The sequence below is a fragment of the Mucilaginibacter auburnensis genome (assembly GCF_002797815.1).
Taxonomy (GTDB): Bacteria; Bacteroidota; Bacteroidia; order Sphingobacteriales; family Sphingobacteriaceae; genus Mucilaginibacter; species Mucilaginibacter auburnensis.
This window is the reverse complement of the sequence record NZ_PGFJ01000002.1, coordinates 1,294,023-1,307,287: the sequence shown is the minus strand read 5'-3', so window position 1 is coordinate 1,307,287 and position 13,265 is coordinate 1,294,023. Positions and strand designations below refer to the sequence as shown.

At 43.1% G+C, this 13,265-nt stretch carries 10 protein-coding genes; 8 read left to right on the top strand and 2 right to left on the bottom strand.

The window, feature by feature from the left end:
- Positions 1 to 65 precede the first annotated feature (65 nt).
- Both CLV57_RS16495 and CLV57_RS16490 read left to right on the top strand, forming a co-directional pair.
- Positions 66 to 1,109: a hypothetical protein gene (locus CLV57_RS16495; RefSeq protein ID WP_100342478.1), complete on the top strand. Its 1,044-nt coding sequence runs from the start codon at positions 66 to 68 to the stop codon at positions 1,107 to 1,109.
- Positions 1,045 to 3,501 (top strand): tetratricopeptide repeat protein, encoded by a 2,457-nt coding sequence (locus CLV57_RS16490; RefSeq protein WP_100342477.1) that lies wholly within the window; start codon positions 1,045 to 1,047, stop codon positions 3,499 to 3,501. The genes CLV57_RS16495 and CLV57_RS16490 overlap by 65 nt, the downstream gene beginning before the upstream one ends.
- Positions 3,502 to 3,506: 5 nt before the next feature.
- On the opposite strand, the gene CLV57_RS16485 is transcribed toward CLV57_RS16490, so the two are convergent.
- Positions 3,507 to 4,538, bottom strand: coding sequence for a ligand-gated ion channel (locus CLV57_RS16485; protein WP_169927095.1), 1,032 nt, complete (start codon positions 4,536 to 4,538; stop codon positions 3,507 to 3,509).
- A gap of 128 nt (positions 4,539 to 4,666) precedes the next feature.
- Between CLV57_RS16485 and CLV57_RS16480 the strand changes: the two genes are divergently transcribed.
- The 6 genes from CLV57_RS16480 (at position 4,667) to CLV57_RS16455 (ending at position 10,877) form a co-directional block, all read left to right on the top strand.
- On the top strand, positions 4,667 to 6,154 hold the full coding sequence (locus tag CLV57_RS16480) for a cryptochrome/photolyase family protein (RefSeq protein ID WP_100342475.1): 1,488 nt from the start codon (positions 4,667 to 4,669) through the stop codon (positions 6,152 to 6,154).
- An 82-nt stretch (positions 6,155 to 6,236) separates the two neighbouring features.
- Entirely contained in the window at positions 6,237 to 6,722 is a 486-nt protein-coding gene (locus CLV57_RS16475) for a molybdopterin-dependent oxidoreductase (protein WP_100342474.1), read from the top strand.
- An 18-nt stretch (positions 6,723 to 6,740) separates the two neighbouring features.
- Positions 6,741 to 7,379, top strand: a complete 639-nt coding sequence (locus CLV57_RS16470) for a DUF6624 domain-containing protein (RefSeq protein WP_100342473.1) — start codon at positions 6,741 to 6,743, stop codon at positions 7,377 to 7,379.
- Between the two features lie 281 nt (positions 7,380 to 7,660).
- Positions 7,661 to 8,911, top strand: coding sequence for a zinc dependent phospholipase C family protein (locus CLV57_RS16465; protein ID WP_100342472.1), 1,251 nt, complete (start codon positions 7,661 to 7,663; stop codon positions 8,909 to 8,911).
- 270 nt (positions 8,912 to 9,181) lie between these two features.
- Complete coding sequence (locus CLV57_RS16460) at positions 9,182 to 9,544, top strand: hypothetical protein (protein WP_100342471.1); 363 nt, start codon at positions 9,182 to 9,184, stop codon at positions 9,542 to 9,544.
- Between the two features lies 1 nt (position 9,545).
- On the top strand, positions 9,546 to 10,877 hold the full coding sequence (locus CLV57_RS16455) for a hypothetical protein (RefSeq protein WP_100342470.1): 1,332 nt from the start codon (positions 9,546 to 9,548) through the stop codon (positions 10,875 to 10,877).
- Positions 10,878 to 11,233: 356 nt separating this feature from the next.
- Here the strand turns inward: CLV57_RS16455 and nagB are convergent, their stop codons facing one another.
- Positions 11,234 to 13,153 carry a glucosamine-6-phosphate deaminase gene (nagB, locus tag CLV57_RS16450; RefSeq protein ID WP_100342469.1) on the bottom strand — a complete coding sequence of 640 codons (1,920 nt, stop codon included), beginning with the start codon at positions 13,151 to 13,153 and terminating at the stop codon, positions 11,234 to 11,236.
- Between the last annotated feature and the right edge of the window lie 112 nt (positions 13,154 to 13,265).

The following is a 13,265-nucleotide window of genomic DNA, read 5'->3' as shown; positions in this document are numbered from 1 at the left end:
CATTGTAAAATATGATTTTTAAAGTATGCGCTCGTTTGTAACGGGCGCTTTTTGTTTGTTGGGCAATGCGTAAAATCTTTTTCCTTTTAGTGAAATATCTACCGGTTTACTGCCTGATGCTAGCCTTTGGATGCAGGTCTGACCGTAAAGTGAACACCTCCTTTTACTATTGGAAAACCAGGTTTACTAACAACGCTACCCAAGCCAACTATTTATCGGCCCTTAAAACCCGGACATTATATGTCCGGATAATGGATATTGATATAGATGAAGAAAGTGGTAAGCCTGTGCCGGTTTCGCCCATTGTTTTCAATGAGCCCGTGCCCGATACTTTGCAAGCAATACCTGTTGTTTTTATTGTTAACCGTGTGTTTTACAATATTACCCAACCGCAATTGAATGAACTTGCCGTTAAAATAACCGCGTTTGTTAAGGCCAAGCTTAAGCAGGCCGGTAAAAGTTCTTTTGATCAAATTCAAATTGATTGCGATTGGACCATCAACACCCGCGACAATTACTTTTACCTGTTAAACCAACTTAACGCGCAGCCCGCACTGAAAAACAAGTTGATATCGGCAACATTAAGGCTGCACCAACTAAAAAATAGACAGCGCAACGGTGTGCCGCCTGTACAGCGTGTTATGCTGATGTGCTATAACATGGGGAATTTGCGCAAATACGGCAACCAAAATTCCATTTTAGATGTTAATGAATTGAAGAAATATGCAGCAAGTAATTTGGCCGATTACCCGCTGCCTTTGGATGTTGGGTTCCCGTTATTTAATTGGGCTGTTGTTTTTAGGAATAAACAATATGCCGGGCTGTCAAAAAAGCTTGTGTTGAATGATCTTAAAGATGGAAACCATTTTATCTTTATAGAAAAAAATCAATACCGGGCCAGGATGGACATTCCGCAATACGGTATATTAAAAAACGACGAGGTGAGGTGGGAAGACACAGAGCTTGGCGAGTTGGAGAAGCTTGCATTGCATCTTTCGCCTTTGATAAAAAATGATACCTTAAATCTGATTTATTTTCATCTGGATGAAAATGTTATTAAATCATATAAACCACAGCAGCTACAGGAAACCGCTGATCTACTGCGTTAGTTTTCTGTTAGTATTCCTTACCGATATTGCCATTATAGCTTGCGGGCCGGAGGCCGACCCTTACGACTATTATGTTTCTTTTTTTCATAACAACCTGGCTGAAAATAACGCTTATCAGCCATTTTCCTTTACCGGATACACGTTTGTATACGACGATAATGAACCTCAAAGTGAACCATTGATCAATAGCAGTGAATGGGCCGGTTATTTTAAAGGTGATGTTAAGGTAAGCGATGTAGCAAAAGTAATGTATGGATTGAATGCCCCTACAGATTCTGTAGTTAATGCCGCATATTTCAGCCAGAAGAGCAAATTGCCGGATAGCTTGACACAAAATTCTTTTTTGAAGGCATTGCAGCAAAAGAAATATGCCGGCGCTCTGGCTTATTATGAACTTGCGAAAAAAATTGAGCCCGAAGCCACCGTTGAAAATCAATGGGACCCTCAGCCAAGAGATACTGCTAAAATGATAAGCCTGGCTAACGAGGCTTCAAAGCTTGGCAGCAAGGAAACTGACAGCTTTTTAAAACTGCGTTATTTTTATCAGGCGCAACGTATGTTTCGTTATGCCGGTAACCGTGATAAAGCACGTAATGTTTACACCACATACATAGAAAAGCAACCTTCAGCAAGCCATGTAAAGGGTTGGTCATTGTCGTTACAGGCGGGTGTTGAGCCTGATAGTGTACGTTCGGCTTACCTTTTTTCCAGGGTTTTTGAAAATTATCCGGAGCGCAGGATACAGGCATACCGTAATTACTATTACAACCACGCTAACGCAAGTGATGTACTAAAGCTTGCGAAAAACGACAGCGAGAAGGCTGTTATTTATGCGATAGAAGGCTTAGGCGACCCTGAATATAACATCAATTATTTAAAGGAAATCTACGGTTGTCAGCCCAATTCCCCGGTAATAGGCATATTGCTGGCGCGTGAGGTGAATAAATTGGAGGAGCAGTTTTTAGATAATAAGATCGACAAACGCTCATCACCAATTTTAAATCCGGTCAAAGCCTATTATTATGCTTACGGTTTTAATTATGTAGACCCGGAACAAGCTAAGTCAGATAAGATAGCCAGGGCGCATATGGCAGATTTAAGTAAATTTTGCGAACAGGTTTTTACTGAGCGTAAGTTTAAAGATTACGGTTTAGCAAAGATAGTGCAGGCATATCTCAGCTGGATGTTAGATGATACAAAGGCGGGTACAGTTTATCTAAGTCAGTTAGACAAAGTAAGTTTAAGGAACAAGCTTAATGACCAAAAGCAGATCGTAAAGCTTTTGCTTACGGCTCAAAGTATCCAAAAACTGGATAGTCTAAATGAGGTTACGCTGTTACCTCTGTTGCAATGGTTGGATAAAAAAGTTGAAAGCGAAGCCAATGCTCCTAAAGAGGTTGACAACTACATGGCTTACAGCACTTATAGCTACAGACGGTTTACAGGTACAGCGCGCAATTTTTACCAAACCGTACTTGCCCCTGCTTATTACAAACAGGGCTATATAAGCAAAGCCGCGGCTGCAGTAGTTAAAGGCGAGAGTTTAGTGGCTCATAAAGAGTGGAGAGATGAAGTAACTACAAACTTTTGGCAAAACTACCTGCGCCCGGGTTCGGTATTAAAGTTAATTGAGTGGAAAAACCGCTCACCTAATGATCCGTATCTTAAACTTTTAACTTCAAACCTGGCATTTTATTCAAACAGCAATCTGTATGAACTGCTTGGCACTACTTATTTGCGCGAACACCAGTATCAAAAGGCCATTACTGCATTGAACAGGGTGGGTGAAGCTTATTCTGATAGTCTGGCAAAGAATAGCTTTTCATCAACAGAAGAAAGCGATCCTTTTATCAATCAAATGGCAGACTACCCAAAGGTATGGACCAAAGCGGGCTCAAAAGGATATAACAAGCTTGATTTTGCTAAAGCCATGTACGCTTTGCAGCGAAAAATGAAGACTGAACCCAATAATGCAGATCATTATTTTAAATATGCTACGGCTTTGTACAACACAGGTATGCACGGCAACTCCTGGCAGTTTATAAGCTACACCTGGGCAGCCGCCGATGCCGGGCGCAAAAAAGTGCATTACTATGATGACGACTATATACAAAGCATAAATGCGGAACAATATTTTCTGAAGGCCAGAGCGGTCAGTAATAATACTGAGTTTAAAGCGAAATGCACTTTTATGGCCGCGAAATGCAGGCAGAAGCAAATAATAAAACCTGAATATTATGGCAATGATTACGACAAGCGGATAAAGAAATATGCCGCCGAAGTAAGGCATAATCCGTTTTTTGAACAGCTAACGGTCTACAGTAAAACCCGGTTTTACAAACAGGCCGTTAACGATTGTAGCTACTTGCGCGACTTTTTAAAATCCAGATAAAGACCTTACAAAGCCACCCTGCTTGCCGAATAAATGAGCCAGGCGTTTATCAGCACATAACATGCCAGCAATACCTGCGCTGCAACCAGATCAAATTTTTTGGCTTGCTCATCTTTGTTTCGTTTGATGAGGATCAAAGAATAGGAGGTAGACATAATTACCGTTAGTATAAAAAGCAGGGTAATGCCATGCAGCATGTCAACAAGTGTGAACGTGGTTGAATCGGGCAGGGCTGAGTCAACAATGTATTTATTACCTACCACCGCGAACAAGGCGCCCACGCTTAAACCAAACCGCGAGTCAATGCTGTCTTTATGGATGTAAAAGCATATGTAAGCAATAAGGAATGCTATGTACATGCCTAAAAACATTTTCCAGAACAGGCCCATGGCATTGCGATTAATAATAAGCAGTACCTTAAAGTTGCTGTATTCGGTATGCGGCTTGGCTAAGGTTTCATCGCCAAAGCCGGTCTCGTAGAGTTTGGTGCCGGTGGTTACACTTATGCTGTCAATGTTCCATCCGCGCAGCGTAAAGCGAGGGTCAAAGTGTTTACCCAAAGTATCAGCAACAAACACCAGCGATTTGGAATCAAACTGTGAGTTTTCAATCGAAAAACGCAGCTTCTGATAATCAAACGGAAAATTATCAATGGCCCATGAATCCTTCATCACACATTGCAGTTTCATTAGCAGGTAAACGCGCCCGCCGGTACTGTCAACAGTTGAAAACGATTTGGTGAATGATTTTGCCTGCGGAATTTCCAGGTTCTCCTCAAAGTTGAAATCTTTGTTTTTGTATTTCAGCCAAAGCCAAAGGTTTACGGTATACTCCTTGTCTTTAAAGTTAATGTCGTGTATGCTGGTAATGTAAACGCCTGTTTTAACGGTGTCGGGTTTGGTTCCTTCCGCATTTACATGAGGGGCCAGCAATGCCAATGCGATGATAAACATTACCCTTTTTAAAGAGACTTTGTAGTAATTTAACAGGCTGTTTAATTGGTGCAGTGTCATGGTATGGGCAAATATCGGTATCATAACAACAAACGGTTCAATTGGTTGTGAACAGATATTATTTAAATATAGCATTTTGTGCTACGTTATTTTATGAGCGGGTGAACACTCTGCGAACTGGCGGGTTGTATATATCTCTACAATTATAAAGCATGGATACAGCAGTCACCCTTATATTTCCGCATCAGTTATTTAAAGATCATCCGGCGTTAAAGCAGGGACGTGAGGTTTACCTGGTAGAAGAGTGGCTGTTTTTCCGTCAATATAATTTCCATAAAAAGAAATTGGTGCTGCATCGGGCCAGCATGAAGTTTTATGCCGCTTGGTTGCAGCAACAAGGTTATGCAGTCAACTATATTGAAAGCCAAGATAAAGAGAACGATTGCCGCGAGCTTATAGCGACCCTCGCGAAGCGAAAAATAACTGAAGTACATATAGCCGCCCCTGCCGACGATTGGCTGATTAAACGCTTAACCAAAGCATGCAATGACAATGGCCTATCGCTGAACCTGTATGACACCCCCAACTTTTTAAATACACCGAAAAGCGTTGATCCCTTTTTTGAAAAGCGGAAAACCTACTTCCAGACAGATTTTTATAAATGGCAGCGAAAGGGGCGCGGCATTTTGCTGGATGGCGCTGGCGATCCGGTAGGTGGGCACTGGTCGTTTGATGCGGACAACCGGAAGAAGTTTCCGAAAAAGGAAAAGGCGCCGGCTTTAAAGCTGCCGCCCGAAAACGAATATGTAAAAGAAGCTGTCGGCTACGTAGAGAAGCACTTTGCCAATAATTACGGCAGTATAGGCGGACCTAACCTGTTTGTTGTAACATTTGATGATGCTGAACGGTGGCTCCACGATTTTTTAACCAATCGCTTTGAAAAGTTCGGCATTTATGAGGATGCCATAGTTGCGGAAGAGCATGTATTGCATCATTCGGTTTTAACGCCCATGTTCAATATTGGTTTGTTAACACCTTTACAGATCATTGAAGCGGCATTGGCGGCAGCCCGTAAGCATAATACCCCGCTTAACTCGGTAGAAGGTTTTTTGCGGCAGATCATGGGCTGGCGGGAGTTTATCCATATAGTTTACGAGCGCGAAGGCGTGCGGCAGCGTACCACCAATTATTGGCGCTTTAAACGCAAAATACCCAAAAGCTTTTGGACAGGCGAAACAGGTATAGTTCCAATTGACATCACCATAAAAAAGCTTTTAAAAGTAGGCTACTGTCACCACATTGAACGCTTGATGGTGCTAGGCAGCTTTATGCAGTTGTGCGAGTTTGACCCCGACGAGGTATACCGCTGGTTTATGGAAATGTTTATTGATGCTTATGATTGGGTAATGGTGCCCAACGTTTACGGCATGACCCAATTTGCCGACGGCGGCCTCATGACCACCAAGCCCTACATTAGCGGCAGCAATTACTTAATGAAAATGAGCGATTACCCTAAAGGCGACTGGCAGGCAACCTGGGATGGCTTATTTTGGCGCTTTATGCATGTGCACCGCGGGTTCTTTTTAACCAACCCGCGTTTAGGTATGCTCATTAACACTTATGATAAAATGGAGCCTAAGAAACAGCGTCAACATTTAAATAATGCCGAACGGTTTTTGGATGAGCTGGATGAAAATTAATCACTCATAAACTTATGCTATCTAATGGGCAGTACTTATTTTAGCGTTGACTAAAGTTTGTCAAAATAGTCTGTCTCAAACCATGCAAAAGCTTTACACCATCCTGATTGCTGCTCTGTTTTTTGTTGTTCCCGGAATAGCTATTGCTCAAACCATAAAGATTACGGGAGAAGTGACCACCCCGCTGGATGTTGATAAAGCTACCTTTCAAAAGTTTACGCAAGTATCAGTAAAATATAAAGACAAAAACGGCAAAGAACATACCTACACAGGCGTATCGCTTTATGATATACTTCAAAAAGCAGGCGTTACTTTAGGCCCAACGTTGCGCGGGCAAAATTTAACCAAGTATGTTTTGGCAGAAGCTATAGATGGGTATCATGTTGTTTTTGCTTTGGTGGAACTGGACAAAGAGTTTACCGATAAGCAAATTATTCTGGCTGATAAAGTTGACGGAGCAGCCTTGCCCACAACTGAGGGTTCTTACAGAATTATAGTGCCCGATGATAAGAAAGCTGCCCGAAGCATAAGGCAGGTAACCGGGCTGAAAGTTGCATTTGCTAAATAGATATAGAATTTAACCCATATGAAACGATTCCTGTTTACATTGTTATTGCTTTTTATTTTAACGGCTATCGGTTACGCGCAAACACCGCCTAACAATAACGTTCACAGCAATACTAATGTAACTGAACGTTTAAAGGCAGTTCTTGATTCTGTATACAACGTTGACCAGGAAATACGTGAGCGTATAAATAGCGCGGGTGAAAAGTACGGACTGCAATCAAAGGAACGAAATGACCTGTTTGCTGTAATGGCTAAAAGTGACTCATCAAACTTGATTATTGTACTTGATATATTGAGGAAATATGGTTGGTTGGGTACAGATAAAGTTGGAGAAAAAGGTAATAAGGCAATTTGGTTAGTAGTTCAGCATTCCGATCTAAAAACGCAGAAAAAATATCTCCCTTTCTTGAAAAAGTCGGTAGAAAAAGGCTTGTCAAAACCTTATTATTTGGCATTAACGCTGGATAGGATTGCAATGGGTGAGGGAAAGAAGCAAATTTATGGCAGCCAGTTTACACGCGATATGACCACAGGTAAATACGTAGTTTATCCAATAAAAGACGAAGCTCATTTGGACGAGCGCCGCAAAGCAATGGGCATGGAGCCTATGGTGGAGTACGCAAAGAGCATGGATGCTGAGTACACATATCCGAGATAGTTTCCTGTTTCGTTATGGAGCCTCTTAATGGCGTTTACACTCCATAGGTGTACCTTAAATGGTTCCCGAAAAGATACTGAGGTTATATCCATTCCGCTTTAATCCATTGTTAATCAATTGTTATTCCTGGCAGTAGTATTTGTTGGCCTGTTGTTAATTCATCTCAAAAAACAATTTTTTATTTAACGCACTTTTAACCCAATGCAAAGCCCCGCTTAATTTGAGCAGGTGATATTTGCAATAGTGATTTGGGTACGAACATATATAACGGTGCGATTAAAATGAAAAAGACTTACCTATGCAGACAAGCCCTTCTCATGTTGTGCTGCATGGTCGTCTTCACTCCTGTCCGCGCTTTTTCCATTCTGGCGCATGAGGCCATTATTGACGCAGCCTGGGCCGGGCAACTCAAGCCCTTACTTCACAAAAAATATCCATTGGCTACCGTTGCTGATCTGCAAGGCGCTTATGCCTACGCTTACGGAGGGAGCATGGTGGCCGATATGGGTTACATGCCCGGTGGAAGTAAATATTTTACTGATCTGCTGCATTATGTACGCAGCGGCGATTTTGTTACCATATTAATTGCCGAAGCAGATAACGTAAATGAATACGCTTTCGCGTTAGGTGCATTGTCGCATTACATGGCCGATAAATATGGCCACGCGCTGGCCACTAACCTGTCTGTAGCCATTGACTATCCTGAACTGCAGAAGAAGTTTGGCGATGTGGTTACTTATCATGACGACCATACATCGCACAGCCGTATTGAGTTTGCTTTTGATGTTATACAAACCGTTAAAGGCAATTATGCCAATGCCGCCTATCATAAATTTGTCGGCTTTGAAGTAGCTACGCCGGTACTGCAAAGGGCTTTTCGCAAAACTTATGGGCAAGACTTGAGCACGGTATTCCCTAATATTGAATCGTCTATAACACGTTTCCGCTGGGGTGTGCAGGATCTTTTTCCTGAATTGGCGAGGGTGGCGTGGCAGTCGGATAAAGCAGGTGTAGCAACATCACGCAGGGAAGTGGCTTATAAAGGTTACAGTAACCGTATACCAACCAACAAATTTGATAACGATAATACCAAAAAACTCCGCACAGGTTTTGTAGCACAAGGTATAGCCAGGCTGATACAAAGGTTGCCAAAAATCGGCCCCTTAAAAAAGATGGGCTTTAAATACCCGGGTGTAACCTGCGAGGAACTGTTTCTGCAAAGTATGGACAGCATAATGGTAAACTATGATGCCGCCCTTGCCAAAGTCAGCGCAGACGAGCTAATGCTGGTTAACATAGATTATGATACGGGTAACCTTACTGCTCTAAATGAGTACGCCTTAGCCGATGAAACCTATAACGCATGGGTGGCAAGGTTGCAAGCCGATAAAAACGCTGTTATTACGCCAACGGTACTACAAAACATACTCGCTTTTTATAACAAAGAGAAGATGGAGAATTTGGCAGTGAATAATGAGGAGGAGAAAAAACAGGATACACAACCATTATTTGTATCAAGCATAGCACATTAATAATATTTAATGCCCTGTACTGGTATTATTGTTTGTAATAAGGCACAATTTATACAGCAGATGTTGAATGCAAGTCAATCAAAAGTCTGTTAGTTTTCTTTGCGTTCTGCTATTACTCATCTGGCAGATAAATACTACGAATATACCGTTAAAACACCCCCTCTCCTAACAAAGTTGTTTTTGAATTTTGATGTGCTGACAGATAGGTAACACTTTGCCAAGATTAAAAACCCAGCATAAATAGTTTGATCACTAATAACCTTAACCACAATGAAAGCTTTCAAAATTCACGAGACCGCCCTGGGAGTAACCGGAACAGGCGTAAAAATCACCTACAAACTTGTAAAAACAGGAGATGTATCCATGGCAGATCTCAGTATCGGGCATACACCCATCGATCTAAAAAAAGATCAGGATAAGACTGACAATAACGTATTCCAGTCAAAAAACGATAGCCAATATCTGGGGCTTTGGGAAGGTAATGGCATCCTCGTTACCGCCCACGCAAATGGTAAAGCGGGCGGCAACTGGAAACTTACTATAAGCGTAAATGGTACTCCTCTCAATGATGATCCTATTAAAGAAAGCACTGATGGAAACGGACATTTAGATCATAACGCCAAACATAATTAAGATGAAAAAGATGAGATATTTAATAGGTTTGGCAATCTGTACCTTCTTTGCAATGCCGGCATGGGCTCAGATGTCTGCAGACGATGCTAAGGGACAGACCACCATTGTCAATAATTCATCGAGTGTGGCTTTTAATATTTCTGATGCCGTGGCAACGGTGAGCTGGAACAATCTCCGCAAACTTGATATTCTGCAGTCCAGGTATACCCTCTGGGGCATTTCGGCATCCGCAAAAAATAAAGATGGCCTTGCCGACTTGCTCAAAACCGGCAACTTAACACCGGAATCAAAAATCGGCGGATTTCTCGCTTTTCGGTGGTCATTTGAAAAAAAGTTCCTTAGCCTAAGCGACAAAATGCAAAATATCCAAAATGACTCTGTGTACCTTAAATACAAAGAACTCACCTACTATAAGGATGATGTTGAAAAAGCCATCGCTAACAGCCAGTTAACCACTTCTGAAAGGAAACTGTTCAATGAGGAGTTTCTGCCGATGACGGATAATTTCAGGGCTGATATGAAAATACTGATTGATAAAGTTGCACACCACCGTTTCAACCCGGCTGCTACTGACATTCAAAAGAACATCATTGCTATTTTAACGGCAAGGCAGTTGCAGGTACACTCGTTGCAAATGAAAGTTGATGCCCTGCGAAAGCAGGAAGATTCATTGCAAATTTTGATCGATGCGGAAAGGAAAAAAAGCAAAACACACGCGCTCACGGCCTTTATTAAAACAGGACTTACCGGCAATTCTCTCAGTTTGTATAATGCCACAACTACCGGCAGCCTTAGCGGACGATTCGACGCGGTAGAATTCAGGGGTACCTTCGTCGATCTTGGGTTAAACCTTGACATGGGAAAACATTGGGTAACGGGCATATCTGTAGGGTATGAACACATCAACAATCTTGATTCCCTTTCCCAGACCAGCTTTACCATCAAAACATCCGAAAAAGTGGGAAGCGATGAGTTGTCTTCTTCCAGGTCATATACGGCCTATAAAGGAAGCTACGTTATCTATGACCGTGTAAACCTCAGAACCGATGCCCTGTATTACGGAAAGATCAATGATGATTACCGGCTGGTTTGGAACTGCTTGTATACACGGTTTATGCTCCCGGTTGAAGAAAGCCGTATAAGGCCCGTCATTAACGCAGGTACCGCGGTTAATTTTTATAAAGCGGCGGGCAAACTGGTGGGGGGTGTGTACCTGCAGTCGAACGACGTATTTAACCGCCTGGACAGTGATAACAATTTTGGGGCGCGGCTTTCATTTGGTGTAGTGGTGAAATACAGTTTTGAAAGCATTTTCGACAGACTGGCCGATTGATATAGGTGAGGAGAGAAGCTGTTTATTGTTATACTGACAGTCTGTATCTACTGTTGATCATTTAGACGTACCGATTGACTTGTATAGATTCACCCTAAGGGTCTCTCATAGAGGACCCTTAGGGTAATATGTCTTCAGAAATCACAATGCAATTTTGCGAATGGCGTGTTTGTATTTACATTGTGTTCATCAGAATCTTATGAGCTTGAAAATTCCTATGGGAGGGAAAATTTTTGAAAATTGCCGTTTCACTCGTCTCATTTTCGTTTCACTGAAAGCAAGCGAAATGTTAATGGTCAATGTGTTGGGAAAAATATCGTCTCACATCGTTTCATATATCAAGTGAGACGGTACAGTTAAAAATAATAGCGTTTAAACGCTTCCATGGCGGCGTATTCTGCAAAGCCAAGTCGGTCGTAACGCTCAGCGGTGTCGCGGTTGCGGTCTTCTGCCCGCTGCCAGAACTCGCGCTGGTCCTCACCCGGAAACACTGCAGGGTCCTTTTGGCTCTGGTGCTTGAAAATAGCATAACGCTTCCTTAGCACCTCATCCGGCGATAAGGGCACCGCCATCTCGATCTCGTGGGTTTCAAACTCAAACCAGGCGCCGCGGTACATCCACAGCCAGCAGTCCTTAACCCATTCTTCAGTTTGTCTCAGGCGACGCAGCGCCTCTACTATAATGTTAAAGCAAACAATGTGGGTGCCGTGTGGGTCGGCAAAGTCGCCTGCCGCAAACACCTGTTGGGGTTTAACCTGTTGCAATAATTGCATGGTGAGTTTAATGTCCTCATCACTTACCGGATTCTTCTTCACCTTGCCGGTCTCATAAAAAGGCAAGGCCATAAAGTGAATATGGTGGTCTGCTAAGCCTGCGAACCTTGCCCCTGCCAAAGCCTCCGTTTTTCGTATAAAACCCTTCACATCGCGTATCTCGGGCGTATCCGGCTGGTTAGGTAGTTTCTGCGGAATGAAAGCGCGCATATCCGCATATATACTTTTCAGGCGGGTGGCATCGCCGCCCATCTTTTGTTCAAAGTCAATAGCGAACTCTACATAGCGCAACACGTCATCATCCCAAACAGCAGTATTGCCAGATGTTTGGTAGGCCACATGCACATCATGCCCCTGATCAACCAAGCGCATAAACGTGCCACCCATTGATATAACATCATCATCAGGGTGTGGCGAGAAAATGATACTCCGCTTCTTCTCAGGCGAGGCGCGCTCGGGGCGTTGAGTATCATCTGCACCTGGCTTTCCGCCCGGCCATCCTGTAATGGTATGCTGTATCTGGTTAAATATATCGATATTAATATTGTACACCAAGCCCTGATCAACGGCCAGTTGCGCCATACCATGGTTATTGTAATCATCGGCTACCAGCTTTAAAATGGGTGTACCTACATGTTCGGCCAGCCATATCACTGCCTTTTTCTTCAGCTCATTGTCCCAAACGCAATCCTTCACCAGCCAGGGTGTTTTGAAGCGGGTGAGTTGAGATGCGGCAGGCTCATCCAGAATAAACTCCACGTTATCGGAGAGCTGCAAATAAGTAGCAGGCACCTCGGCTGACAATTCGCCCTCAACCGCCTTTTTAACAATCGGTGCCTTCTTGCTATTCCAGGCCATGAGGATGATCTCGCGGGCCTTAAATATGGTGCCTATGCCCATGGTAATGGCTTTGGCAGGTACATTCTGCTTACCACCAAAATCACGTGCAGCATCAGCACGGGTCATGTCATCAAGAGTAACCAGTCGCGTACCCGAGTTAGGTGCCGAGCCCGGCTCATTAAACCCGATATGCCCTGTACGGCCAATACCCAATATCTGCAAGTCGAGGCCACCAAGTTCTTCTATCCGTTTTTCGTAAGAAACGCAAAAGGCAACAATATCCTCCTGTGTCAGTGTGCCGTCGGGTATGTGAATGTTAGCGCGGTCAATATCAATATGGTCAAACAACTGCTCATTCATAAAGCGCACATAGCTTTGCGCAGCAGCGGGTTGCATGGGGTAGTATTCGTCAAGGTTAAAGGTGATAACGTTTTTAAAACTCAAAGCTTCCTCGCGGTGCAACCTCACCAATTCGGCATAAACACTTATGGGGGTTACGCCTGTCGCTAAACCGAGCACTGCGTTTTGGCCTTTGGCTTGCTTATCGCGTATCAGCTTTGCTATCCGCGCAGCTACCGCTATTGATGCCTCTATCGGGTTAGGATATACGGTAACAGGCAGTTTTTCGTAACGGGTTTCCTCCAATAAATTTAAACGGGCCATGCTTGCAGGTTATATTGGTGCTATAACAAATATCAATAATTATCTACTTAACTTTTGCGGTTTAGGCGTCAATTTGCTATTTTTAAGCAATTACCCGCCTGCTATCTGATAG